Below are 25,440 nucleotides of genomic sequence, written 5' to 3'. Positions count from 1 at the left end.
TTCCTTCGTTCAGTGGGGCCTGGTCAGGGGTGGACGAGGACCTGGGAGAGGGCCACGCGTCCGGTCCCGGAGACCATGATCTTCACGGTGCGGGTGCTGCTGTCCAGGTTCAGAACGGTCGGACGCAAGGACTTTCCGTCGACGTGGATCGTTCCGTCCTGGGTGATGACGTCGAAGTCGGCCGTCGTCATCGAGGCGTTGTTCCAGATTTCGATCTGCCGGACACGGTGGGTGTCACCGAGATCGACCTGCCACCAGGCGCCCGGCTCGGCCGGCGTGCGGGTGTCGGTGTTGGTGTCGGCGTCCAGGGCCCGCTCCGCGGTGCTGGTTCCGTCGGTCGATGACTGGGTGGCCGTGCCCGTGCGGGCGAGGTCGGTGCGCAGGTGCTCGACCGGGCCGCCGTGCGCGCCGGCCCCTGCGGCGACGGCGAGCGCCTCGGCGGGCAGCCGGTCCAGGCCGGTGAGGTTGTCCGTCATCACGGAGCCCCGGCCGGAGAGGACGGGCGCCGCGGTGTCGGTCCAGTTGAGCCGGGCCGTGTTCTCGATGCCGTAACCCGCCCAGTTGGAGACCCACTTGTAGCCGATGCGGGTGATGACGTTCTTCTCGACGAGGATGTGCGAGGACTGCTCGTCGAGGTAGATGCCGTTGCCGTCGCGCTCGGTGTTGCCGAACGCGGAGCGGTTGATGTAGTTCCCCGAGAGGACCGTGCCCGGCTGCGCTCCCTGGGTGTAGATCGCGCCGCCGTCGTGCTGCTCGTGGGCGACCTCCATGACGTTGGTGATGCGGTTGGCGGTCACCTTGTTGTCACGCAGGACGGACTTCTGGGCCTCGGGCTGGTTCCAGCCCCAGCCGACCGAAATCCCGGAGTACGGGAGGTGGTTGAGGGTGTTGTGGTCGACGGCGAGCTCTGCCTCGTACCCCGCCCAGATGCCGACGGAGTCGGTGTACTCGACGCCGGAGCGGCTGATGGTGTTGTACGCCACCGTGTTCCGCTCGCCCGTGAGCTCCGCGCCGGACATCGGCTCGGTGTCGCCGACGTAGATGGCGCCCGATGACAGGTCGCTGAAGGCGGACCTGGTCAGGGAGCTGTCCTTCGTGCCGGCCTCCAGGATCGCTCCGGCGCCGCCGAGCCTGTTGAACCGCGCCGCGTCGATCACGACGTGCCGTCCGCCGCGTACGGTGACAGCGGCCGACGGCTTGGTGTAGTAGCGGCCCGCGTGGTCGACGGGTCCGGTGGCGCCCGTCAGGGTGAGTCCGGCCTGCATGCCCGCGTAGCCCTCGTCGGTGCCGGGCCGGCGGTAGGCGGCGTACGCGAAGCCGATTCCGCTGACCGTGAGGTCGTGGGCGCCGTCGAGGACGAGCAGCTGCTCGGTGTGCGGGGTGACCGTCCGGGCGCTGCCCATGTTCTCGCCCTTGCGGGGCAGGTAGGTGACGGTGCGCGCCTCGGAGTTCCAGGTGAACTCGCCCGGGTTGTCGAGGAGTTCCGGGGCGTTCTCGAAGAAAGCGACGCCGCTGTAGCGGGTGGAGTCGACGGTCGTGGAGTCCCAGGCGGGCCCGGTGCGGTTGGTGCCGCTCGCGGAGTTGGTCCAGCAGGGCTGGGCGAAGGTCAGGATGTCGCCGCTGACGGCCGCGATCCGGCAGTGGTAGTTGCGCCAGCGGACCCGGATGACGGCCTCGGCGTCCGTGGGGTGCTCCCACGTGGCGATCCCGGTGGCGTTCGCTCCGGTCATGCCGGTCTTGGTGGCGTCGCAGACGCTCGGGGCGCAGGCTTCACCGCGGGCGCGGACCGCACGCTCGCCGTTGACGAAGAGCTGTCTCGGTGTGACGCCGGCCGGGGCGTCGGCGGTCCAGGTGCCGTCGGCGTTCGCGGTCCAGCCGGTGATGTCCCGGCCGCCGGACAGGACGGGGTCGGCGTCGGGGGCGGCGGTCCAGGTGACGGTGCGGCCCTCCCCGCCGGAGTCGGCCGCACCGAGGCGGAGCGGTTCGTCGAGCTCGTACGTGCCGCCCTTGAGCAGGACGCGGACGTCGCGGCCGGTCTCGGCGCGGGCCGCGTCCCTGGCGCCTTCGAGGGTGCAGGGCCGGGAGACCGTACAGGAAGTGCCCTGGCCGTTCGTGGCGGCGTACAGGGTGCGGGTGTCCGGGGCGGCCTGGGCCGTGGGAGCGGCCAGGAGCGCGGCGAGGGCGGCCGCGGAGGCGGCGGCGGTCAGCCGTACGGCCTTCATTGGGCGGTTCACGCGGTGGCCTTCCAGTCGGGGTGGCCGGGCATCGGCGGGTTCACGGCTCCGAAGAGCCAGTCGCGCAGGAAGCTGTCGAGGGACCGGTCACCGGTGACGTTCACGGTGTGGGTGATGAAGTCCTCGCTGGAGACGTTGCGGTCCTTGAACCGTTCGGGCCAGATCCTCATCACGCGGTCGAAGGCCTGGTCGCCGATCTGCCGGCGCAGGGCGTACAGGACGAGTGCGCCGCCGTCGTAGATGTTGGTCCCGCCGAGTGCCTTGGGAAGTCCGGGCGGACCGTCCTTGGCCCGGACGGCGTCGAGCTTGGCGTACGTGGCCTTCATCTTGTCGGTGAGCACGGACCAGCCGCGCTCCTCGCTGTACACGGCCGCGTAGTACACGGCGGGGCCCTCGTTGAGCCAGGCCTGCTGCCAGTCGGCGGGGGTGACGGAATCGCCGTACCACTGGTGGACCAGCTCGTGGACCATGGTGTTCTCGTACGTCGGATTGCCGTCCGCGTTGAGTTTGAACCAGTTGGTGGAGAAGAGGGAGAGGGTCTGGTTCTCCAGCGCGTCGGTGTATCCGTCGTAGATGTGGAGTCCGTAGACGGAGAACGGGTAGCGGCCGAACTTCGCCTCCACCCAGGCGAGATGGTCGGCGGTACGGGCGACGATCGGCCCGTACTTGGCCTCCTGGCCCTGCGGGACGATGTGCCGCAGCGGGAGTCCTCGGTGGCTGCTCCCGTACAGGTAGGTGCCCTTGACGACGGCGATGCCGATGAGTTCTGTCGCCATCCGCTCGCGCAGGCCGAAGTGCCAGACGGTGGAGCCGTTCGCGGCCGGTGTCTTGTGGAGCAGTTCGCCGTTGGCGGTGGCGACGAAGCCCTCGGGCGCGCTGATGTGGAAGGTCCAGGTCGCCTTGTCGGATGGCGTGTCGTTGCAGGGCAGGAAGGTGTCGGCGCGGGAGGACTGGGCGGCGGATGCGAAGCCGCCGTCGGTGCCGAACTTCCAGCCGGTGAGGCCGAGTCTGGGCGCCTTGCCGTTGCCGCGGTAGTGGATCTCGATGGTGAACGGCCGGCCGTCGTGCAGGGGGGCGGCCGGGGTGACGGTGAGTTCCTGGCCGCTCCTGCCGGGCGAGAGGGCCCAGGTGGCGGCACTGCCCGCGACCGTGACGGAGTCGATGGTGTGGCCGTCGGTGTCCAGGTTGAACGCGGACAGGTCCTGGGTGGCCCTGGCATTCATCCGCACCACGGCGCTGAAGTCGTACGTCACCGGGGTGAAGTCGAAGGTCAGGTCGTAGTGGACGACCTGGTAGCCGCCGTTGCCGAGGGTCGGGAAGAGCGGATCACCGACGCCGTCGGAACCGGGAGCCGGGTCGAAGCCGTACGGGAGTGCGGAGGCGGGCGAGCCGAGTACGGGCACAGCCACGGCTGCCGCGACGGCGGCGCCGCCGAGTCTGAGGGCGGAGCGTCGTGTCGTCACTTCTTCCCCTTCTGGAAGGCTTCCTCGAACTCACCGCGGGCCTGCTCCGCACCCTTGGCGAGGTAGTCCTTGACCAGCTGGTCGTAGGCCGACATGGGCTTGCGGCCGGCGATGATGTCCTTCAGCCCGTCCTGCTTGAGCGTGAGCAGGCTGCCGCTGCCCTTGGAGTCCCACGTGGGCGAGGAGTACTGGAGGGTGGGGTCCTGCTCCATGATCGGGATCATGGTGCTCAGCGTCTTGTGCACATGGCGGACGCCCTCTTCGGAGTCGGCGCTGAAGACCGCGGGGACGGCGGACGCCATGAACTTCCAGGGCACGGTGACGTCCTGGGTTCCCTGCTTGGTGAGCGCGGGATTGCCCTTGGCGTCGCGGGTGAAGTCGGTGCCTTCGACGCCGTAGTTGATGAGCGTGTACTCCTGGCTGCCGAAGGGTGACGCGGCGAAGTCGGCGAGGGCGAGCACCTGTTGGACGCGTTCGCCGGATGCCTTCCTGATGTGCGTGTTCTGGAGTTCGACGTTGTCCATCCAGGCGAGGGCGTCCTTGCCGAACGGGACGAAGGGCCGCGGGTCGTAGGACTTGTCGATCGCCTTCATCGCGGCGATGTAGCCGACGCCCGGCGCCAGGTAGGTGGGCATGCCGTCGTAGACGTACGCGCCCTTGCCGTTCCTGAACATGTCCGTGTACTGGGCCTTCTGTGCCCCGGACATCTGGATCGTGCCGGGGTAGAAGCAGCCCGCGTCGTGGAGCGACCGTGCGGTCTCCACGGCCTGGCGGTACTCCGGAGTCTCCAGATCGGTGGTGAACTTGCCGGTGGCCGCGTCGAGCCGCCAGAAGTACGGTGCGCCCGCCGACATGGCGAGGACATTGGTGACGCCCGCGATGATCGCGTACTGGTCCTTCTTGGGGCGGGTCAGCTCCTTGCACGCCTCGACGAACCGGTCGAGGCCGGTGATCTGGTCGAGGCTCGTGATGCCGATCTCTTCGAACAGGTCGTGGCGGTAGAAGCCCGCTCCGCCGGTGCCGGTGCGTGCGATCGGGATGCCGTAGAGCTTTCCGCCGAAGATCGCGGCCTGCCAGGCGGCCTTCGGTATCGCGGCGAGGTTCGGGTAGTCCTTGATCTTCTCGCCTGCGAGGTACGGGGTCAGGTCGGCACACTTGGCGTGGAGGAAGGCGGCCTTGTTGTCGACGCCGCCGACCTCGGGATACATGAAGAGGTCGGGCAGGCTGTCGCTTGCGACCATCGTGGAGAACTTCGTGCCGTAGTCGTCGGCCGGCACGGCGGTGAAGTCGACCTTGCCGCCGAGCAGCTTCTCGATCTCCTGCCAGGCGGCGTTCCTGGCGCGGGCAGGCGGCGGCGGGGAGAACGTCTCCGCCGTCACGCTGATCGTGGAAGCGCCCTTGAGCGGGGTGCCCCTGGTGGCCCGCAGCGGCTTGGCCGGGTAGCTGTAGAAGCCCTGCGGGACGCCTGTGGCGCTACCGGGCAGGTCGGGCTTGAGTCCGATGTTGCGGACCGCGGTGCTGGGCAGCAGCGAGGCGCTCTTGGCCTCCGCCTTCGCTGTCGTGCCGCCGTCGCCGCAGGCGGCGAGGAACGGTGCAGCGGCCACAGCCAGCCCGGCGCCCGCACCCATACGGAACAGCGCCCTGCGGTTGATGGGGGTGGAGCTCGACACTGAAATCTCCTTGAGAGAAGGGAAGAAGAGGCCGGTGTTGCTCGCGCTCAGCCCTTGATGGCTCCGGTGAGCACGCCCTTGGTGAAGTAGCGCTGGAGGAACGGGTAGACGAGGAGGATCGGCACGACGGCGATCACGAGAACCGCCATCTGCACGGCCTGCTGCGGGGCGACCACCTCACCGACGGAGGCGCTGTTGAGGCTCTGGCCCTGGAGGACATACGTCCGCAGCACCATGGGCAGCGGCCACTTCGCGGAGTCGTTCAGGTACAGGAGCGAGTTGAAGAAGGCGTTCCAGTACGTCACGGCGTAGAAGAGGCTGATCACCGCGAGGACGGCCTTGGAGAGCGGCAGCACGATCCGTACGAGGATGCGCAGGTCGCCCGCCCCGTCGACCCTCGCCGCGTCGTACAGCTCCTCGGGAAGGTTCATGAAGAAGGACCGCAGGACGACCAGGTTGAAGGCGCTGACGAGGGTGGGCATGACGAGCGCGGCGTACGTGTCGTACAGGCCGAGGCCCTTCACCAGCAGGAAGTTGGGGATGATGCCCGCGTTGAACAGCATCGTGAACAGCGCCGTCATGAGGATGAAGCGGGAACCCGTGACCTCGCGGCGCGAGAGTCCGTACGCCATGCCGACCGTGATGAGGAGGCTGGCGAGCGTTCCGACGACGGTGATGCCGACGCTGACGATCAGTGCCCGGCTCACGACGCCACCGGTGAAGATGGTGCGGTAGGCGTCGAGGGTCGGGTGATCGGGCCACAGGACAAGGCCCGTCGAGCGGATGATGTCGGTCTGTGAGGCGAAGCTGGTGCCGATCACACCGAGCAGCGGGTAGGCGACGGCGGCGACCACGACGACGATGGCCAGACCCTTGGCCAGCTGTCCCGCGCGGGTGGGTTTCTCCATCCACGGAGGCCGGCCGTCGGACTTCTTCTTCGCGTTCTTCGGGACGAGGCGGCCGGTCTTCTTCACCGGCTTCGTCGTGACGGATTCGGGCAGCGTCTTCTCAGCGATCAGCACCGCGGTACACCCCTTCGTGGCCCAGGCGGTGGGCGAACTTGTTCGCGCCCAGGACGAGCGCGGTGCCGATGACCGCCTTGACGAGTCCGACGGCGGCGGCGACGCCCCAGTCGTTGTCCTTGATGCCGTGGTAGTAGACGTACGTGTCCAGGACCTCACCCGCGTCCGCTCCGACCGCGTCGCGCTGGAGCAGGATCTGCTCGAAGCCGACGGAGAGGATCTGCCCGAGGTTGAGAATGAGCAGGAGGATCAGGACCGGTGCGATGCCCGGCAGCGTGACGTGCCACAGTCTGCGCCGGGGGCCGGCACCGTCGATCGCTGCGGCTTCGTACTGCTGCCTGTCGATGTTGAGCAGCGCGGCGAGGATGATGATCGTGCCCCATCCGGCGTCTTTCCAGGCCACCTGGAGGGTGAGCAGCCAGGGGAAGACGTCGGGGTCGCTCATCATGTCGTAGCGCGGGAGCCCGAGACTTCCGAGGACGTCGGGCAGGACGCCGGCGCCGCCCAGGATCTGCTGGAAGATCGAGACGATGATGACCCAGCCGATGAAGTGCGGCAGATAGACGACGCTCTGCACGAAGCGCCGGATACGGTCGCTGACGATGCTGTTGAGCAGCAGGGCCAGGGCGATGGGGACCGGGAAGAAGAACACCAGCTGGACGAGTGCGATCTCCAGGGTGTTGAACGTGGCGGTCCAGAATGCCGGCTCACCGAACGCAGCCGTGAAGTTGGCGAACCCCACCCAGACGCTGTGCATGTAGCCGAGGTACGGCTCGTAGTCCTGGAACGCCACGACGTAGCCGAGCAGCGGCACGTAGTGGAAAACGATGAAGTAGAGCAGGCCGGGCAGTGTGAGCAGCAGCATCACCCGGTCCCGCTTGATCCGCTGCCACAGGGACTGTTCCCTCGGCAGCGGGGGTGCTGTTTCAGCCATGGTGCGTCCTGTTCGGCTGGGTGGCGCGTAGTGAGCCTTCTGCGGCGGCAAGTTAGTAAGCGGTTAACCCCAGCGTCAAGAGATTCGGGGAAACGGCTGCGTTACGCGGTGCTCCGGCCGACCGATCCAGGGGTGCGTATGCATAAATCAGGGCTAATAAGGGGCAGTTGGAAACTGCTACCGCTTGACGGTCGGACGTCTGGCTCCTTAGCGTGCCGGTCATTCCATAGAACGCGATTACTGTCCGGAGGCAGGGTGCGAACCACCGAAGAGGCGCCGGCTCGTTCCGGGGCCGAGGGAGCGACACCGCCGACCAAGCGGCCTCGCACGGTCCTGGTCATGAGCCCCGGACTTCTCGACGACGTCTTTCCGCCTCCCGTACGGGCCCGGCTCGAAGACGTCGCCGACCTGAACAGCCCTGCTGTGATCAGCGAGTTCGACTCACCGGACGCCGTGACGGCGCTGGCCGGGGCGGAGGTTCTGCTGACCGGCTGGGGCTGCCCTTCCGTCGACGCGGCACTGCTGGAACGGGCGCCCGCCCTGCGGGCGGTGATCCACGCGGCGGGCACGGTGAAAACGTTTCTGTCACCTGTGGCCTTCGACCGGGGCATCGTCGTCTCGTCGGCGGCAGCGGCCAACGCCGTACCGGTCGCCGAGTACACGCTGGCGGCCATCATCATGGGGGCGAAACGGGTGTTCCCGCTGGCCGAGCTGTTCCGCTCCCGCCGCACCCACCGCACGGGCGCCGACCTGGACCGTCAGCACTGGCTCGGTACGCACGGACTGACCATCGGGGTCGTCGGCGCGTCCCGGATCGGCCGGCGGGTCATCGAACTGCTCCGCGTCCTGGACGCCGACGTCCTGCTGTACGACCCCTACGTCACCCCCGCCGAGGCGGACCGCCTCGGCGTCACGCCTGCCGACCTGGACACCCTGGTGGCGACGAGCGACGTGGTCACCGTCCACGCCCCGGACACCCCGGAGACCCGCGGTCTGATCGATGCCCGCAGGATCGCCCTGATGCGCCCCGGCACCCTGCTGGTCAACACGGCACGCGGCCCGCTGGTGGACACCGAGGCGCTGACCGGACACCTGGTCAGCGGGCGTCTGGACGCCGTACTCGATGTGACGTCACCCGAGCCGCTGCCGGACGGGCACCCCCTGTGGGACCTGCCCAACGTCTTCATCACCCCGCACCTGGCGGGCGCCCAGGGCAACGAGGTGGGGCGCCTCGGCGCACTCGCCGTCGACGAGCTGCAGCGGTACGCGAACGGCTCGGACTTCGCGCACCCGGTACACCGGGCCGATCTGGGGAGGATCGCATGAACCCCACGCTCCCGCAGGCTCTAGGCTCGTCGTCACACAACAGTCAGCAAGGGGTGGGCCGGATGCGTCGGCAGAGCACGGCCGGGGAACAGCGGCGGGCAACGGTCACTGATGTGGCGCGGCTCGCGAGCGTCTCCACGGCGACCGTCTCGCGCGTACTCAACCGGAACTACCCGGTCGCGCAGGCCACCCGGGAACGGGTCGAGTCCGCCATGCGCGAACTCGGCTATGTGGTCAACGCCCACGCCCGCGCCCTCGCCGGAGTGTCCAACCGCACCGTCGGCATCATCGTCAACGAGGTCATCGACCCCTTCTACGCGTACATCGCACGCGGAGTGGAGCGGGAGGCGGCGCTCGGCGGCCGGCTCTGTCTGGTCTGCTGCACCCAGGGCGACCCGCAGCGCGAGCTGGCCTTCATCGAGCTGATGCACGAGCGGCGGGCCGACGCGGTGATCGTGGTGGGCGGCAGCATCGCCGACCGCACCTACACCTCCGAACTGGCCCGCAGGGCACGGGAACTGGACGCTGGCGGATCGAAGCTCGTGCTGTGCGGCCGGCCTCCGCTGGGCGAGCACGCCCCGACCGCGGCGGTGGAGTACGACAACGAGGGCGGCGCCTTCGCCATCACCGACCATCTGCTGATGCAGGGCCATGAGCGCATCCTGTACCTGGGCGGCCCGCCCAAGCTCTCCACCACCCGCGACCGGCTGGCCGGGCACCGGCGCGCACTGGAGCTGCGCGGGGTGACACCCGACCCGGAGCTGGCGCAGCCCGGTGCGTTCAGCCGCAACTTCGGCCATCGCAGAATGGCCGAACTGCTGCGGAACGGACCGGAGTTCACCGCGGTGTTCGCCGCCAACGACATGGTGGCCGCCGGGGCAGCCCAGGCGCTGGAGGAGGCCGGGCTGCGGGTGCCGGAGGACATCTCACTGGTGGGGTACGACGACATCCCGGTCGCTCAGGAGATGCGACCCAGGCTGACGACGGTGCATGTGCCGCTGGAGGAGATGGGGCGGCAGGCCGTGCGGCTGGCGGTCTCGGGCGGCGACGACGACGAATGGCGTGAGCCGACGACCAGCGCGCTGCGGCTGGGCACCCACATCGTGGTGCGGGATTCCGTGGCGCCCCGGTCCACGAAGAACAGCCGGGCGTGACCGGTTACTACGTCGATGTCCGTGGTTGACCGCAGTCGGCCATAGAAAATCGCAGTAACTTCCCCACTCCCCTTGCGGCTCGATAGCAACCGCTTACATGCTGGCGCGAAGTTCAGCCGTCCCGCACGCCTCCGTCCCGCACTCACTGTCTGCAGGGAGAGTTCCGCATGCGTACCCCGACGTCCCCCTCCTCGCCCGCCCGCTCCTCGGTCAGCCGTCGTGCCGTCCTCGCCTCGGCGGCGGGGGCCGGAGCCCTGGCCGCCCTCGGCGCCGCCGCCGGCCCCGCTTCCGCCGGTACCCGCCGGCCCCTGGCCGACATCCTCGTCACCGCCCGGCCGGGCGCCGAGGCCGAACGGCTCCGGCTCGGACAGGCCCTGCGCGGCAGCGAGTTCGATCCCACGGGGCTGTACGTCCCGGCAGGCGCCGCACTCACGCTGACGGTCAAGCCGCACGACGACCTCACGCCCACGCTCTGGATCGGCGTCTGGGACTACTACGGCGAGATCAAGGAGCCCCGCCGCTACCCCCTGGCCGCCGGCGCCAACACGGTGACCGACCCGCACGGTGGGCCGGCCTACCTGACGCTGACGGGTGCCGGCGGACGGGCGAGCGTGCTGTTCCGCTCGGGGGCCGTCCCGATGCCCGTCTTCACCCTGGGCGAGACCACCGAGGCCGAGTACCAGCACCGCCTGGACACACTCACCGCATCGCCGTACGTCGAGCTCGTCGCCCCGAACACGATCATGACCCTCACCCGTGACGGCGCACTCCTCCACCGCAACGAGGACCACACCGCGCTACTGGAGCTGGTCGAGACGCTCATCGACTCGCACGCCCGGATCAGCGGCCTCGACGGATCGAAGGCGGTGCACCGGCGGAAGGCGGGGCCGTACCACTTCACCGAGGTCAGCAAGGTGCCGACCGGTGTCGGCGCCTACGCGACGCACGGCTACAACGGCTTCCCGCGCGCGTACCTGGACCGCGCCACCACCGTGACGGGACTGCGGACCCGTGGCTGGGGCTTCTACCACGAGCTCGGCCACCTGCATCAGCAGATGGCCTACAAGCCGGGCGGCCTCACCGAGGTCACCGTCAACATCTACTCGCTGGCCGCGCAGCGCACCCTGAACCAGCCGTCCAACCTCCTGACGGTCGACGCGACGACGGGGCTGACCTACTTCCAGTCCGCGCAGCGCAAGTTCGGCACGGCCGGGCTGACGTACGAGAAGTCCTTCGGCGCGTACGAGAAGCTCGTCCCGCTCCGGCAGCTGGAACTTGCCTTCGGCGAGGACTTCTGGCCCCGGATGCACAAGCTGGTGCGGGAGGAGAACCCGCAGTCCCACTACACGGAGAACGACAAGCGCTACCGGGCACTGGCCACTTACTCCAGCCGTGTCGCCGGATACGACCTCACGAACTTCTTCGTGAACACCTGGGCGTTCCCCATCGACGCGATCGGCAGGGCGGAGCTGGCCGCACTGAATCTGCCGCAGCCGCCCGTCGACCCCAGCACGCTCACCGACTGACCACGGCGGAAGGAATCCCGATGCAGCTCAGCAGACGTTCCCTCCTGGCCGCGACGGCGGCGACGGGCGCCACCGCGCTCGTCACCGCGGCCGGCACGGCTCATGCCCGGACGGCCACCGCGGCCGAAGCCCCCACGGCCGACATCCCCACGCTTCTCCAACGAGCCGAAACCCTGCTCACCGGGGGCGAGTTCGACCCCGCGGACCCCGACTTCGCCGCTGCCGTCACCGCACTGGACGGCACGGCGAAGGGGCTCTGGGACACACTCGACCGCGGTGCCGCGCGCACCGCCCTCTGGCCCGACCTCGTCCCCCTCACCGCCCCGGGCAACTTCGGCCAGAGCTACACCAGACTCCGCACCCTCGCCACCGCCTGGGCCACGCCCGGCACTTCACTGACCGCGGACGCCTCCGTGGCCGACGCCCTCGTGGCGGCGCTGCGCTTCACGTACGACACCGCCTACAACCCGGCCAAGCCCGAGAGCGGCAACTGGTGGTTCTGGGAGATCGGCGCACCGCGCGCCCTGATGGACAGCGCCGTCCTGCTGCGCGACCGGCTCCCGGCCGCCGACCTGGCGGACTATCTGTCGGTCGTCGACCGGTTCTGCCCGAACGCGGACCGGCGCACCAACTCCCCCACCCTCGCGGAGACCGGCGCCAACCGCACCGACAAGGCGGTGATCGTCGCGCTGCGCGGACTGCTCGGCGGTGACGGGGCGAAGCTCGCCTCGGCCCGGGACGCGCTGTCCGATGTGCGCGACTCCGGCCGCAACAGCCTGTTTCGGTACGCCGTTTCGGGCGACGGCCTCTACGAGGACGGCTCTTTCGTCCAGCACGGTGTGGTCGCGTACACCGGCACGTACGGCGCGATCCTCCTGAGCGGTACGGCCCATCTGCTGGCGCTGCTCGCCGGTTCGGAGTGGGCGGTCACCGACCCGAAGGTCTCGGTGATGTACGAGGCCGTCGAGCGGAGCTTCACGCCCGTGATCTTCGACGGTCTGATGATGGACGCCGTGCGCGGCCGTGCCGTGTCGAGGGAGCGGGCGGGCGACCACCGCGACGGGGCGGCGGCCGTCGCCGGGATTCTGCTGCTGGCCACCGGTGCGCCGGACACGCACGCCGCTCGGTGGCGCGCGGTCGTCAAGGGCTGGATCACCCGCAACCGCACCACCCCCTTCGCCGGGCTGGCCACCCTGCCCCAACTGGCCCTCGCCAAAGACGTCCTGAGCGACGGCGGCATCACCGCCGCGGACCCCGCCACGGGGCTCCACGTCTTCGCCGACATGGACCGGATGGTGCACCGACGCCCGCGCTGGGCGTACACCCTGTCGCTGTCCTCCAAGCGCATCTCTGCGTACGAGGCGGGCAACGGCGAGAATCTGCACGGCTGGTACACCGGCGACGGAATGGGCTATCTCTACGACGCCGACGATCTGGGGCAGTTCAACGACGGGTTCTGGCCGACCGTCGATCCGTACCGCCTTCCCGGCACGACGGTCGACACCCGCCCCCGAACGGATCTCGGTACGGGCGGCGGCACCTCCACCTACCGGCCGACGAACGCGGTCGCGGGCGGCTCCGTGCTGCACGACCGCTACGGCGCCGCCTCGATGGAGCTGATCAGCGCGTCCGGCAGCACCCTGCGGGCGAGGAAGTCCTGGTTCCTGCTCGACAACGCGGTGATCGCGCTCGGCGCGGACATCACCGCCACGGACGGCCGCACGGTCGAAACCGTGGTCGAGAACCGCAATCTGGGCCGTGAGGGTATGCCTCACCTGGTGATCGAGGGCGTCCGGCAGCCCAACACCCAAGGGTGGGCAGGGGAGTTCGGCCAGGCGGGGTGGGCCCATATCGAGGGCCTCGGCGGCTATGTCTTCCTCGAGGCGACCGCACTGCGCGCCCTGCGTGAGGAGCGCACCGGCACCTGGCGTTCCATCAATACCGGTGCGGACACGGGTGGTTCGGAGACAGCTGTCACTCGCCGCTATCTCACGCTCTGGGCCGATCACGGCCTCTCCCCCACCGGGGCGTCCTACGCCCATGTGCTGCTGCCCGGTGCCTCCGCCGACGCGACCGCGGTCTGGTCGCGGTCCCGCCCGGTGCGCGTCGCCTCCAACGACGCCACCGCGCAGGCCGTGGAAGTGCGGCGGCTCGGGCTCACCGCGGCGAACTTCTGGAGCGCGGGCAGGGCGGCCGGCATCACCTCATCCGGTCCGGCCTCGGTGCTGGTCATGCAGCGCGACAACCGGATCTCGGTCGCGGTATCCGATCCAGGGCGCACCGGGACCACCCTCTCCGTCGAGCTGCCGTACCCCGTCAGCGCGGTGATCAGCGCTGATGACACGGTCTCCGTCACCACCGGCCGCAGAGGCGTCCTCACCGTCACGGTCGGCGGGTCGCGCGGCCGCACCCATCGCGCCGAACTCGTCCATTAGCCCATCCCGAGGAGCAGCACCATGTCCGTCGCACCGCATCTGCATCTGCCGCCGCCCGACCGGGTCCTGTCGTCACGTACCGGCTGGACCCGCGCCCACTGGGAGGCGACGGCCGACCGGATGCTGGACGCTCTCGTGCCGTACGCGACGCCCGGCTTCGCCCAGTACCGGCTGCCCGGACGGAACAGCTGGTCGGGTGTCGTGTCGGACGGACTCGAAGGGTTCGCCCGGTCGTTCCTGCTGGCGGCCTGCCGGATCGCCGGTGCGGGCGGCGCGGTCGACCCGGCGCTCATCGAGCGGTACGCGGCGGGGCTGGCCGCCGGTACGGACCGGGGCGGCAAGGAGGCATGGCCCGAACTGACGGACTGCTCGCAGCAGATGGTCGAGGCGGCCTCGATCGCGGTGGCTCTGCACGAGACGCGGCCGTGGATCTGGGACCGCCTCGACGCCGGAGTGCAGGAGCGGGTCGTCGACTGGTTCTCCGGCTTCGTCGGCGGGCGTACGTGGGACAACAACTGGCGGCTCTTCCAAGTGGTGTCGGAACAGTTCCTGGCTTCGGTGGGCGCTCCGTACAGCCGCCAGGACATCGAGTCGGGCCTCGACAGGATCGAGGACTGGTACATCGGCGACGGCTGGTACACCGACGGGGACGGCCGGAACTTCGACTACTACATCGGCTGGGCGATGCATCTGTACCCGCTGCTGTGGTCGCGGATCGCGGGCGACGACAACGGCGGCCGGACGGCCGTGTACCGGGAGCGCCTGAGCAGATTCCTCGGTGACTACCCTCACTTCTTCGGCGGGGACGGTGCTCCCGTGCACCAGGGGCGCTCCCTGACGTACCGGTTCGCCGCTCTCGCTCCGGTGTGGATGGGTGCGCTGGCCGACTGCACCCCCCTCGCACCCGGGCTGACCCGCCGCCTCGCCTCGGGCACGATGCGGCATTTCGCCGAGCGCGGAGTGCCGGACGAACGGGGTCTGCTGCCGCTGGGCTGGTACGACACCTTCCTCCCCGTCACGCAGCCGTACTCCGGGCCCGCCTCCCCCTACTGGGCGAGCAAGGGCTTCCTCGGACTGCTGCTTCCGGCGGAGCACCCGGTCTGGACGGAGCGGGAACGGCCTCTTCCGATCGAGGAGTCCGATACGTACACGGCGCTCCCCGCCCCCGGCTGGCTGCTGCACGGCACCCGGCACGACGGGATCGTCCGGCTGATCAACCACGGCAGCGACCACCAGCCGCCCTACGAGGAAGGCTCCGACCCGGCCGAGGGTACGGAGGACCCGCATTACGCGAAGTTCGCCTACTCGACGGCCACGGCGCCGGAGTCCGCCCCGCACGCGGTGGCGCGCGCCGTCGACAACCATCTGGCGCTCCTGGCGCCCGACGGCACACCGTCACGCCGTGCCCGCATCCATCCCCTGCGCTGCGAGGACCGGATCGCCGCCTCCTGGTACGCGGCCCGCTTCCCGGACGACGACCACGCGTACCGCGTGGAGACGACGAGTGTGCTGCACGGCCCGTGGGAGATCCGCGTCCACCGGATCGAGGCCCCGGAAGGCGTGTCGGTGCGGGAGGGCGGCTATGCGGTGGCGCACACGGAGAGCCCGGCCGCGCGGACCGGACCGGGCTGGGCCCTGTCGCGTACGGCCGACGGGCTGAGCAGCGCCGTGATCGCGCTGTACGGCTGGGGCGACGGGACGGCGGAGGTGGCCCGGGACGTCCAGTCCAACGCCTTCGGTCCGCGCTCCGCCGTCCCGTACCTGCGGCTGGACCGTCACCCGGGGGGCCGGAGCACCCATGTGTCCTTGCTGGCACTGTCCCGCGACACGATCCATCCGCAGGCGCTGCGCGACGTGGTGTCCGTACGGGCAGGTGCCGGGGACAGCTCGGTGGCGCTGACGTTCCTCGACGGGACGACGATCGAGGTGTGAGCGGCACGGTTCGCTTCAGCCGCGGCGGCGCTCCCTGCAGTCGATGTGCCCGACGAGCTCCTGGGCCAGGGACTTGATCATGTCGAGCCCTGCCCGGCCCCAGGGGCGCGGCACGGTGTCGAGCGCGCACACCGTGCCGAGGGCGATGCCCGTACGGTCGATGAGCGGCGCCCCGAGATAGGAGCGGATGCCTATTTCGTCGACGACGGGATTGCCCGCGAAGCGCGGGTAGTCGCAGACGTCGTCCAGCACGAGGGCCTTGCGGCGCACGAGAACGTGCGGGCAGTAGCCGTGGTCGCGGGCCATATGGCGCCCGCTCCGGCCGCTGCCCGCGGCCGCGGCACCCAGGTCACAGCCGCTCCGCGTCCCCGCGGGGGTGTGCAGCCCCGCGAAGAACTGTCCGTTCTCGTCGATGAAGTTGACCATCGAATACGGCGTCTCGGTCACTTCGGCCACCCTGTCGGCGAAGGCGTCGAAGCTCTCGAACGAGGCGTCGGCCCGCTCCCCGAGATCCAGCCTGCGCAGCCGCGTGGCCCGCGCCGACCCGTCGGGGTCGGCCGGGGTGAGCAGAAGGCGGCCGGTCGCGTAACGGGTCACGGATGGGCTCCGAAGCCGGCCACCGGGGCCGGTGACGCCGGGGCGGCGGTGGCGTTGATGAGGTGCTGGACCAGGGTGACCAGGGCGCCGGTGCCCGAACTGGCGATCCGGGCGTCGCAGAGGAGCACGGGCACCTCGGGGCCGAGGTCGAGTGCGCCCCGTACCTCGTCGGGCTCATAGCGGTAGGCACCGTCGAACTCGTTGACCGCGACGATGAAGCCGATGCCGCGCCGCTCGAAGAAGTCGACGGCGGCGAAGCACTCCGAGAGCCGCCGGGTGTCGGCCAGTACGACGGCGCCCAGTGCCCCTTTGGAGAGCTCGTCCCACATGAACCAGAACCGTTCCTGGCCGGGAGTGCCGAAGAGGTAGAGCACGTGCTGCTCGGAGAGCGTGATGCGGCCGAAGTCCATGGCCACGGTGGTGGCCGTCTTGGACTCGATGCCTTCGAGGCTGTCGGTCGCCACACTGACCTGCGTCAGCAGTTCCTCGGTGCTCAGCGGTGCGATTTCACTGACTGCGCCCACGAACGTCGTCTTGCCGACGCCGAACCCGCCCGCGACCAGGATCTTGAGGGCCACGGGAAAGAATTCGGAGATTCCGGTGCTGTCAGAGCTGTCGTCGTAGACCATCGAGCACTGCCTCCAGCAGGGATCGGTCGGTGGGCGTGTCATGGAAAGCGGGGGCGTGCGCGGTGACCGCGCCGCAGTCGACCAGGTCGGACAGGAGCACCTTGGTGACGACTGCGGGCAGCCGGAGGTGTGCGGCGATCTCGGCCACGGAAGTGGGGCCGTCGCACAGTCCCAGGGCCACGGAGTGTTCGGGCCCCAGATGGATCTGGGGTGTGCTCCCGGTGGCCATCACCAGAGACAGCAGGTCGAGCACAGTGGTCGGCCGTGTACGGCCGTTGCTCACGGTGTACGGGCGGATGAGCCGGCCGGCCGCGTCGTCGAGCAAGGGCCCGTCCTGCGGGGCCGGCACCCTCACCGCCCCGGGGTGTACGGTGCCCCGGCCGCTTGCCGTACCGGGGTCATCAGATAGGGCCGGACGCTCTTGATCAGCATGGCCATCTCGTAGCCGAGCACCGCCGCGTCCGCCTCGCGTCCCGCCAGTACGGCGAGACAGGTGCCGGACCCGGCGGTGGAGACGAAGAGGAGCGTCGAGTCGAGTTCGACGACCACCTGCCGTACGTCGCCGTTGTCACCGAAGCGGGCTCCGGCGCTGCGGCCGAGGGAGTACAGGCCGGCGGCCAGGGCCGCCATGTGGTCGGCGCTGTCGGGGTCCATGCCATGGACGGATTTCACCAGCCCGTCGGCCGAGAGCAGGACCGCGCTGCGCGTATAGGGCACGCGCTGGACCAGCCCGCTCAACAGCCAGTCGAGGTCGGCGACCTGAACGGACGGCATTTCGCTCGCCATGGTGCATCTACTCCTTGGGGGTGTTCTGTGTGTGCTGGTCCGGCACGAGGGCGTCGGACAGGTGCGGGCCGGACAGGTGCGGGCCGGACAGGTGCGGGCCGGACAGGTGCGGGTCGAGCAGGTGCGGCTCGGGATGCGACGGTTCACCGGCCTCGGGCCGACGCGGGTCCGGCAGCTGCGGTGGATACGTCCGCCGGAGCGGCTCGGGTCCTCTGCGTGGTCCCGGACCACGGACCCGGAGCGGCACGGGGCCGTCGTCCCGCTGCGTACCGGGGTCCGGTGCGACCGCCGAGGGGTCTTCGTGGCCCGCACCGTACGTGGTGTCGGGTCCCTTGTCCTCGGCCGACCGCGCCTCGGCAAGGTCGACTCCGCGCCGGAACGCGGCCACGAGACCGGGGTCGTGCACGGCGTGTTCGTCCTCGACGCGGGGAGCGGGAGCCTCCCGCAGCTGCGGAACGAGGTGCTCCTGGTTGCTGCGCCGGGGCAGCTGCGGACGCTCCGTGGCGCCGAGTCGTCCTCGGTGCTCGTCGGGTGTCCGCACGCCCGGGTGGATGCCGGCCGTCTCCGGACGGTCGATGCGCTCGGCATGGAGCGGCTGCGGCGGGGGCGCCTGCAGCGGGGGTGTGGGCGGCTGGGGTGTGCGCGGATGCGCTGTCCGCGCCTGACCGGTGCCGTCCTCGACGGGCGGCCGGTGTACGGCTCCGGGCGGCGGGACCGGTGCGGCACCGGGGTGCATCGCCCCGTCGGCATCGCCTTCGACGCCCAACAGGGCCTGCGGCAGGACGAGTACGGCTTGCGTACCACCGTAGATATTGCTCTGCAGGCGTACGGCGATGCCGTGGCGCCTGGCCAGCGCGGAGACGACGAAGAGACCGATCCTGCCGTCCTGCAACAGATGGCCGACATTGACCTGGTCGGGGTCGGCGAGCAGGGCGTTCATACGCTTCTGCTCGGGAGCCGGCATACCGAGCCCCCGGTCCTCGACCTCCAGGGCGAGGCCCGCCGTGACGTGCTGGGCGCGCAGCAGCACCTGGGTGTGCGGGGCGGAGAACAGGGTGGCGTTCTCTACGAGTTCGGCCAGCAGGTGGATCACGTCGGCGACGGCGTGGCCGCGCAGCGTGCCGTCGATCGGCGGCACCAGCTTGACCCGCGGGTACTGCTCGACCTCGGCGATCGCCGAGCGCAGCACCTCCGTCATGGTGACCGGGTTGCTCCACTGCCGCCGGGAGACCGCACCGCCCAGCACGGCGAGATTCTCGGCGTGCCTGCGGATACGGGTGGCCAGGTGGTCGACGTGGAAGAGGCCCTTGAGCAGGTCGGGGTCCTCGACCTCGTGTTCCAGCTCGTCCAGGATCTGGATCTCGCGGTGGACGAGGGACTGGAGACGCCGGGCGAGGTTGACGAAGACCTCGACCTTCTGTTCGTTTCCGCTGTTGCTGAAGAGCTGGGACGCCTGCACGACGGCGGCCACGGCTCCGTCCTGCGAGCGCCCGAGTTCCTGGGCGAGCAGGTCGAAGGCATCGGCCCCGGGGTCGTTGAGCCGCGGGGGGCGGCGGGCCAACACGGGTTCACCGTTGCGGAGCTGTTCCACCACGCGTTGCAGGTCTGCCTGGGCCCGGGCGCTGGACCGCCGCAGTGCCTGGCAGCGGTCGAGGACCCCGGAGGCGACCCGGCCCGCGCCGAGAAACGCCGCTGCCACGGCTGCGACGGCCAGAGCGCCCGATCCGCCGAGCGCGGCCCAGAGACTGGCGGACGGGCGTTCGCCGGAGGCCCGGATGGTGAAGATGACGGCTGCGGCGCCGCTCAGCACGGCGGCGATCGTCGGCAGAAGCGCGGTGCGGACCAGTTGGGGGCGAATGCGGGCATCGGGCGGCGGCTGAACAGCACGCGGTCTGGTCGTGGCCGAGTGGGAGCGGGCGCCAGGGCGGCCGTGGCGCCCGCCCTCTCGGCGTTCCGGTCGCGCGGTGGGTGCGCGAAGTTGAGACATCAGCGTCCTCGGTACGTGGGGCACCAGGAATCGGCGTTCAGTGGTGACACCTACGGCAGTCGGTCAGGCTCGGGTCAACGGCTGGGCAGGCTCGAAAGATATGAGCCCACCGTTGATCGCCGAGCACACACGGTAGTCGTCAACCGCGCATGCGCGGCGTGCAGTTGTCGAACTTGCCCGCCATACGTCCCGCTCAGGTATGACCTCTCGCACACGCAGACGAATACGCGTAATTGACCCCGGGTCGGCAGAGCCGAGGCGGGGCCTTGCGATGACGAGGTCATGCGTGACGAACTCCGGCTGCACGGCGAGGAGGGCCGTGCAGCCGTCGGCCCGCCCGCGTCAGCCGCCGGCCGGACCGCGCCGTACGGTCACCGGCCACCCGCGAGGTCGAGGTCGCCGCGCGGGGCCGCCTCTGTCGCTTCCGCCGGCTCGGGGCGGCGCCACGGATGGGCGAGCGGGGTGGACACGGCCCGCCACCAGGGGTCGACGGGCAGGACCCCGCCGGGCTCGAACGACTCTCCCGGCCGGGGGAACGCGGCCGCCTGACCGACGTCCTCGGCGGCATCCTTCGTCCACTCCGCCGGCTCCGCCCAGGCATGCGGGGCGAGATTGAACGTGCCCCAGTGGATCGGCATCAGCACACCGTGCGGCGTCCGTCCCTGCAGGTCGAGGTGGGCCTGGACCCCCTGCGTGGGTGTCATGTGGATGTCCGGCCACGCGCCGGGAAGTGGCGTCGTAGCCGTGTGCTCCTTGGACCAGTGCTGCGAGTACGCACCGATCTGGATCATCGTCGCGTCGAACGGGCCGTGCTCGGCGCCGATGTCGGCGAAGCCCGGGAAATAGCCCGTGTCACCACTGTGATAGATCCGGTGCTCGGGGCCCGCGACCGCCCAGGACGCCCAGAGCGTGTGCTGCTGGTTCCGCAGGCCGCGGCCGCAGAAGTGACGCGCGGGCGTGGCCGTGAGGCTGATCCCCGCCACCTCGGTGCTCTCGTTCCAGTCCAGCTCGCGCGTCCGCTCGGGGGACACACCCCACCGCTCCAGGTGGGCACCGACACCGAGCGGGACCGCGAAGACCGTGTCCGTGCCGGCCAGCGCGCGGATCGTCGGCAGGTCGAGGTGGTCGTAATGGTCGTGGGAGATCACGACGATGTCGACGGGTCCGAGCGCGGCCAGCGGCAGCGGCACCGGATGCAGGCGCTTGGGTCCGGCGAAGGCGAAGGGGGAGCAGCGCTCACCCCAGACCGGGTCGAAGAGCACCCGGCGGCCGTCGATCTCGGCGAGCACGCTCGAATGCCCCATCCAGGTGAGCCGGAGGCCGGTCACGGGCGGCTTCGCGAGCTCGGCAGCGGTGGTGGCGTACACGGGCACGGCGCCGGCCGGCGACCTGTGGACCCGCTCCTCCTTACGGAAGTAGCCCTTCGCGAATTCCAGCTTGGAACCGGACGTGGGCGTCCGGACCCCCACCGGGTTCTGGAACACTCCGTCGGCGAAATTGGGCGAGCGGAGAATGCGCTCCATGCGGGCCCCGGCCGGATCGGCTCCGAATGCCGCGGAGCGCATCGAACGGAGTCTCGCACGGAGCGAAGGCTGATGATCGGCGCCGGTCACAACGTCTCCCGAGGGGGTGGATGTCATCTCATTATGTGCGCGCCGCCCGTCACGGCGAGATCAGGGCGGTGAACGGAGCAATACGAACTGCGCCACAGGCAGTCCGCGCGACGTCAGGGACGCAGCCGCCCATACATGTGTTCGATATGAAGGGTAAGGGGGGCCTCGGGCCTGCCGTCCCGCTCGAGTGTCGCGAGCACCCCGGAGTCGCGCTCACCGATGAGTCGCAGCAGCGCGTCGTGCCCGGTTTCGAGTCCTGTCATGTGGACTCCAACGTCCGCGCACGCCAAGGGATTCCGTACGCGGACAACCGGATGTCACATTCTGCGGGCCCCCGTACGTCCCAGGGGTGAACAGCGGCGCACACGCACCGCCGGACCCGCACCACCACCGAGGGAGTACAGCCGTGAACGCTCGCATCTCACTGGACCCGCCCCGCAGCCTCCTGTACCGAGCCGTCTCGTGGTACTCGAAGCGTGAGTACGGGAAGGTCATCGACCCCGTACGGGCCACCGCGCACCACAAGCAGGCGCTCTGGGCCGGATCGCGCTTCGAGATGTCCGTCGCCCGCTGGAAGGCGCTGGACCCGGACCTAAAGGAGCTCGCCGTCATGGTGACGGCCGCGACGATCGGGTGCAGCTGGTGCATGGACTTCGGGTACTGGGCGAACCACCAGCGCGGCATGGACACCCGCAAGCTGCAGGACGTGCCGGTGTGGCGCGAGAGCGAGGCGTTCACCCCGCTGGAGCGCGATGTCATGGAGTACGCGGAGGCCATGACCGTCACTCCGCCGCAGGTCGAGGACGTACTGGTGGAGCGCTTGCGGACGGCGCTGGGCGATGCGGCGCTGGTGGAGCTGACCACCATGATCTCCGTGGAGAACATGCGGGCGCGGACCAATTCCGCACTGGGCCTGACCAGCCAGGGGTTCAAGGACCACTGCGAGGTCCCGGGGCCCGCCGGCCGCTGAGGGATGCGGTACGACCCTTGCCCCCTTTGACAGGGGCGGCCCCCTCTCCGGATACTGACTGGCGATTCAGTAACACGGCCGACGGGGCGCCCCCGGGGCCCGACCGAGGAGCCCGCCCCATGCCCGCGTCGAACCCACCGCTTCCGCTACCCGCCCCGCTCGTCTCGCTGACCTGGACGGACCATGTCACCGGCCGTCAGGGGTATCTGGTCGTCGACCGGCTGGTGCGCGGTGTCGCCAGCGGCGGACTGCGGATGCGGGAGGGCTGCACCCTCGACGAGGTGACCGGTCTGGCCCGCGGCATGACGATGAAGGAGGCCCTGCACTTCGACGCCGGCAACGACCGGGCCAGATACATCCCGCTCGGCGGCGCCAAGGGCGGGATCGACTGCGACCCGCGTGACCCGGAGGCGTACGGCGTCCTGGTCCGGTATCTGCGCGCGGTGCGCCCGTACATCGAGAGTGTCTGGACGACCGGCGAGGATCTCGGGCTCACGCAGGACCTGGTCGACCGGGCGGCGGCGGAGGCGGGGCTCGTGTCGTCGATCCAGGCCGTCTATCCGCTGCTCGACGACGAGTCGGCGGCGCGGCGACGGCTGGCGGACGCGTTCGCCGTGACGGTGGACGGCATCGGGCTCGACGAGCTGGTCGGTGGCTGCGGGGTGGCCGAGTCGGCGCTCGCGGCACTGGACCGGGCGGGTGTGGCCCACCGCGGGGCGCACGTCTCCGTTCAGGGACTCGGCACCATGGGCGGGGCCACGGCACGCTTCCTGTCGCGGGCCGGGCTGAAGGTCGTCGCCGTCGCCGACATCAAGGGCACCCTGGCCAATCCGGCCGGCCTGGACGTCGAAGCGCTGCTCGCCGCGCGGGACGCGTACGGAACGGTGGAACGCTCCGTACTGCGCGAGGAGGACCGGGAACTCCCGGCCGACGCCTGGCTGGCCGCGGACGCCGACATTCTGGTCCCGGCGGCCGTCTCGTACGCGATCGACGCCTCGAACCAGGCCCGGATCACGGCCCGTTGGATCATCGAGGCGGCGAACATGCCCGTGCTGCCGGATGCGGAACTGCTGCTCGCGGAGCGCGGCGTCACGGTGCTGCCCGACGTGGTCGTCAACTCCGGTACGAACGCCTGGTGGTGGTGGACGCTGTTCGGCGACATCGGCGCCGATGCGGAGGAGGCGTTCGGGCACACCCGCCGCTCGATGCGTGCGCTGATCGAACTGATGCTGGCCCGCGCCGAGACCGACGGTTCCACCCCGCGGGCGGCGGCTCACGCCCTCGTCGCCGACCGTCTGCCGGTGATGGCGGAGCGGTTCGGCTGGTACCGGTGATCCGTGCGAACGGGCCCGGGACCTCCGGGGCATAGCGGCCGTGGTGCTCGACAAGAGGCCGGTTCGTTAGGCTGACCACGTGGCGAGAGTGCGGTTGGGAGTGGCGGAGCGACGCGAGGAGCTGTTGCGTGCTGCCGTCGAACAGATCGAGGTACGCGGTGTGTCCGCGGTGCGGATCGCCGATGTGGCGTCCGTCCTCGGGGTGAGCAACGCGCTGGTGCTCTACCACTTCTCGACCAAGGAGAAGCTGGTCGCCGCCGCGTTCGCGTACGCGGCGGAGGCCGACCTCGCCCATCTGCGCAAGCTGCTGACGCGCCGCACCAGCGCCGTGCGGCGCTTGCGGGCGGCCGTCCGGTGGTACGCGCCGACGGGTCAGGCCAAGGGCTGGCGCCTGTGGATCGAGGGCTGGGCGGCGTCGTTGCGCGATCCCGCGCTGCGCAATGTCGCCGGTGATCTCGACCAGCAGTGGAAGGCGGAGCTCGCCGAGGTCATCGAGGAGGGCGCCGCAGCCGGTGAGTTCCACTGCGACGACCCGATGTCCGTGGCCTGGCGGCTGACCGCCCTGCTCGACGGCCTGGCCGTCCAGATGACCTCGTACGGGGGTCCGCTCTCGCGGGCCACGATGCTTCAGTGGACCGACGAGGCGCTCGCCCACGAACTGGGCCTGGAGCACGCGGCGCTGACCGCCTGAGCGGGCTTCGCCTCCCCCGTTCCCCCGTCTCCTCGTCCCTCCCCCGCGTCGCCGGATCAGGTCTGACGGACCGGTGCGTACGCCTGGCCGTCCAGGCCGAAGGTCCAGGCGACGCCCTCCTTCGCCGTCCTGGTCCTCGGCGGTACCCGGAGCCAGTACGTCCGCTGGGTGCCGTCGGGCTCCGGGGTGGAGTTGACCACTTCGACCATCACCACGTCCTCGTCGCCGTCCAGAGCGATCCGCCAGAGAATCCCCGTCTCGTCGTGGTGCACGGGCTCGGCGCCGGCCTCCGTGAGGTAGCGGTCGTAGCCGTAGTACTCCAGCATCACGCGGCGGAGTTCCGCGTTCTCCTCACCGCGTATCCGTTCCGGAGTCAGGGTCGCCAGGCCCGCGAGGAATTCGGCGGGCACCGGCATGCCCCGCCAGGCGTGCAGCGCGAATCCGTCGGGGTAGGAGAGCGCCGGGCCGTCCCCGTGGTCGAGTCGCCCCGCCTCGTCGCGGTGGAGGGCCACCGGCCGCTCGCTGATCACGACGGCGCGCTCGTACGGCCACCACCAGCCGGCGTTCCTGGCGACCTCCGCGAGCCCCGTCAGCCGGTCTCCGCGGCCGTCGAAGGCTGCCAGCCAGGCCGCGTCGTGCTGTCCGAGGACCGCGTCGAGCAGCACGAGGCGCACATCGGACTCGTCCTCCGGGCGCTCGGAGAGGTCCGCGACCACTCCGGCCCTTATCCGTTCGGCCAGCGCCGCGGTGGTCTCCCAGAGCTGGGCCCCGGTCGCGGACCAGAGCGCCGACCAGCCGGCCGGGCCCAACTCGTCGTACATCCTGCGGCGCTCGTCCGCCCACGGCCGGGTGCGGACCTCGTCGCGCACCGAGCGACCCGCGTCGGTGAGCTTCTCCACCGCTTCGACGGCCGCCCTCGGCGAATCCGCCCAGACGATCGTGTCCGGCTCGGCGAGCCCCGCGCTGCGGTAGGCGAGCCGTACGCCGTCCTCGGCCGCCGACCGGTCCGCCGCGCCCGTCGCCGCTGCCACGGCCCGCCAAGAGTTCACATACTGCATCGGTTGTCCCCGTCCCCTGTTCTCTGATCCCTGATCCCTGCTCGCCGACCGCTGACCCCAGGAGTGCGCTCCTGAGCGC

21 protein-coding genes are annotated in these 25,440 nt (G+C 70.3%); 8 read left to right on the top strand and 13 right to left on the bottom strand.

Features of this window, described 5'->3' with window-relative positions:
* Positions 1 to 23: 23 nt before the first annotated feature.
* The 5 genes from ACFT7S_RS17900 to ACFT7S_RS17880 form a co-directional block, all read right to left on the bottom strand.
* Positions 24 to 2,234, bottom strand: coding sequence for a right-handed parallel beta-helix repeat-containing protein (locus tag ACFT7S_RS17900; protein WP_382732640.1), 2,211 nt, complete (start codon positions 2,232 to 2,234; stop codon positions 24 to 26).
* Positions 2,231 to 3,697, bottom strand: a complete 1,467-nt coding sequence (locus ACFT7S_RS17895) for a M1 family metallopeptidase (protein WP_382732638.1) — start codon at positions 3,695 to 3,697, stop codon at positions 2,231 to 2,233. The genes ACFT7S_RS17900 and ACFT7S_RS17895 overlap by 4 nt, the downstream gene beginning before the upstream one ends.
* The gene (locus ACFT7S_RS17890; RefSeq protein ID WP_382732636.1) at positions 3,694 to 5,367 is read right to left on the bottom strand and encodes an extracellular solute-binding protein; all 1,674 of its coding nucleotides are present in this window, start codon (positions 5,365 to 5,367) and stop codon (positions 3,694 to 3,696) included. The genes ACFT7S_RS17895 and ACFT7S_RS17890 overlap by 4 nt, the downstream gene beginning before the upstream one ends.
* A gap of 47 nt (positions 5,368 to 5,414) precedes the next feature.
* Positions 5,415 to 6,275: a carbohydrate ABC transporter permease gene (locus ACFT7S_RS17885; protein WP_382732868.1), complete on the bottom strand. Its 861-nt coding sequence runs from the start codon at positions 6,273 to 6,275 to the stop codon at positions 5,415 to 5,417.
* Positions 6,276 to 6,375: 100 nt separating this feature from the next.
* Entirely contained in the window at positions 6,376 to 7,323 is a 948-nt protein-coding gene (locus ACFT7S_RS17880) for an ABC transporter permease (RefSeq protein ID WP_382732634.1), read from the bottom strand.
* 339 nt (positions 7,324 to 7,662) lie between these two features.
* Between ACFT7S_RS17880 and ACFT7S_RS17875 the strand changes: the two genes are divergently transcribed.
* The 5 genes from ACFT7S_RS17875 (at position 7,663) to ACFT7S_RS17855 (ending at position 15,696) form a co-directional block, all read left to right on the top strand.
* On the top strand, positions 7,663 to 8,649 hold the full coding sequence (locus ACFT7S_RS17875) for a hydroxyacid dehydrogenase (RefSeq protein WP_382732632.1): 987 nt from the start codon (positions 7,663 to 7,665) through the stop codon (positions 8,647 to 8,649).
* Positions 8,650 to 8,711: 62 nt separating this feature from the next.
* Positions 8,712 to 9,803 (top strand): LacI family DNA-binding transcriptional regulator, encoded by a 1,092-nt coding sequence (locus ACFT7S_RS17870; protein ID WP_382732630.1) that lies wholly within the window; start codon positions 8,712 to 8,714, stop codon positions 9,801 to 9,803.
* Positions 9,804 to 9,970: 167 nt separating this feature from the next.
* The gene (locus ACFT7S_RS17865; RefSeq protein ID WP_382732628.1) at positions 9,971 to 11,329 is read left to right on the top strand and encodes a M60 family metallopeptidase; all 1,359 of its coding nucleotides are present in this window, start codon (positions 9,971 to 9,973) and stop codon (positions 11,327 to 11,329) included.
* 20 nt (positions 11,330 to 11,349) lie between these two features.
* A complete protein-coding gene (locus ACFT7S_RS17860; protein WP_382732626.1) occupies positions 11,350 to 13,764 on the top strand; it encodes a polysaccharide lyase 8 family protein in 2,415 nt (804 codons plus the stop codon).
* A gap of 21 nt (positions 13,765 to 13,785) precedes the next feature.
* Entirely contained in the window at positions 13,786 to 15,696 is a 1,911-nt protein-coding gene (locus tag ACFT7S_RS17855) for a DUF2264 domain-containing protein (protein WP_382732624.1), read from the top strand.
* A gap of 15 nt (positions 15,697 to 15,711) precedes the next feature.
* Here ACFT7S_RS17855 and ACFT7S_RS17850 read toward each other — a convergent pair whose 3' ends face one another.
* The 7 genes from ACFT7S_RS17850 to ACFT7S_RS17820 all read right to left on the bottom strand — a co-directional run bounded on the left by ACFT7S_RS17850 (position 15,712) and on the right by ACFT7S_RS17820 (position 21,571).
* Positions 15,712 to 16,293 carry a GAF domain-containing protein gene (locus tag ACFT7S_RS17850; RefSeq protein ID WP_382732622.1) on the bottom strand — a complete coding sequence of 194 codons (582 nt, stop codon included), beginning with the start codon at positions 16,291 to 16,293 and terminating at the stop codon, positions 15,712 to 15,714.
* Positions 16,290 to 16,922 carry an ATP/GTP-binding protein gene (locus ACFT7S_RS17845; protein ID WP_382732619.1) on the bottom strand — a complete coding sequence of 211 codons (633 nt, stop codon included), beginning with the start codon at positions 16,920 to 16,922 and terminating at the stop codon, positions 16,290 to 16,292. Before ACFT7S_RS17845 ends, ACFT7S_RS17850 begins: the two co-directional genes overlap by 4 nt.
* Complete coding sequence (locus ACFT7S_RS17840) at positions 16,900 to 17,271, bottom strand: DUF742 domain-containing protein (protein ID WP_362839838.1); 372 nt, start codon at positions 17,269 to 17,271, stop codon at positions 16,900 to 16,902. Before ACFT7S_RS17840 ends, ACFT7S_RS17845 begins: the two co-directional genes overlap by 23 nt.
* A gap of 2 nt (positions 17,272 to 17,273) precedes the next feature.
* On the bottom strand, positions 17,274 to 17,708 hold the full coding sequence (locus tag ACFT7S_RS17835) for a roadblock/LC7 domain-containing protein (protein WP_382732617.1): 435 nt from the start codon (positions 17,706 to 17,708) through the stop codon (positions 17,274 to 17,276).
* 7 nt (positions 17,709 to 17,715) lie between these two features.
* On the bottom strand, positions 17,716 to 19,695 hold the full coding sequence (locus tag ACFT7S_RS17830) for an ATP-binding protein (RefSeq protein WP_382732615.1): 1,980 nt from the start codon (positions 19,693 to 19,695) through the stop codon (positions 17,716 to 17,718).
* A gap of 371 nt (positions 19,696 to 20,066) precedes the next feature.
* A complete protein-coding gene (locus tag ACFT7S_RS17825; protein ID WP_382732613.1) occupies positions 20,067 to 21,308 on the bottom strand; it encodes an MBL fold metallo-hydrolase in 1,242 nt (413 codons plus the stop codon).
* 113 nt (positions 21,309 to 21,421) lie between these two features.
* A complete protein-coding gene (locus ACFT7S_RS17820; protein ID WP_382732611.1) occupies positions 21,422 to 21,571 on the bottom strand; it encodes a hypothetical protein in 150 nt (49 codons plus the stop codon).
* A 143-nt stretch (positions 21,572 to 21,714) separates the two neighbouring features.
* Here ACFT7S_RS17820 and ACFT7S_RS17815 point away from each other — a divergent pair, with 143 nt between their 5' ends.
* The 3 genes from ACFT7S_RS17815 to ACFT7S_RS17805 all read left to right on the top strand — a co-directional run bounded on the left by ACFT7S_RS17815 (position 21,715) and on the right by ACFT7S_RS17805 (position 24,303).
* Positions 21,715 to 22,278: a carboxymuconolactone decarboxylase family protein gene (locus ACFT7S_RS17815; protein ID WP_382732609.1), complete on the top strand. Its 564-nt coding sequence runs from the start codon at positions 21,715 to 21,717 to the stop codon at positions 22,276 to 22,278.
* A 119-nt stretch (positions 22,279 to 22,397) separates the two neighbouring features.
* Positions 22,398 to 23,612: a Glu/Leu/Phe/Val dehydrogenase dimerization domain-containing protein gene (locus ACFT7S_RS17810; RefSeq protein WP_382732607.1), complete on the top strand. Its 1,215-nt coding sequence runs from the start codon at positions 22,398 to 22,400 to the stop codon at positions 23,610 to 23,612.
* A 79-nt stretch (positions 23,613 to 23,691) separates the two neighbouring features.
* Positions 23,692 to 24,303 (top strand): TetR/AcrR family transcriptional regulator, encoded by a 612-nt coding sequence (locus ACFT7S_RS17805; protein ID WP_382732605.1) that lies wholly within the window; start codon positions 23,692 to 23,694, stop codon positions 24,301 to 24,303.
* Between the two features lie 56 nt (positions 24,304 to 24,359).
* Here the strand turns inward: ACFT7S_RS17805 and ACFT7S_RS17800 are convergent, their stop codons facing one another.
* Entirely contained in the window at positions 24,360 to 25,361 is a 1,002-nt protein-coding gene (locus ACFT7S_RS17800) for a DUF6745 domain-containing protein (RefSeq protein WP_382732603.1), read from the bottom strand.
* Positions 25,362 to 25,440: the final 79 nt, after the last annotated feature.

Origin of the sequence: Streptomyces sp. NPDC057136 (assembly GCF_042670885.1) — a bacterium.
Lineage (GTDB): Bacteria > Actinomycetota > Actinomycetes > Streptomycetales > Streptomycetaceae > Streptomyces.
This window is presented reverse-complemented; position numbering and strand designations above follow the sequence as displayed.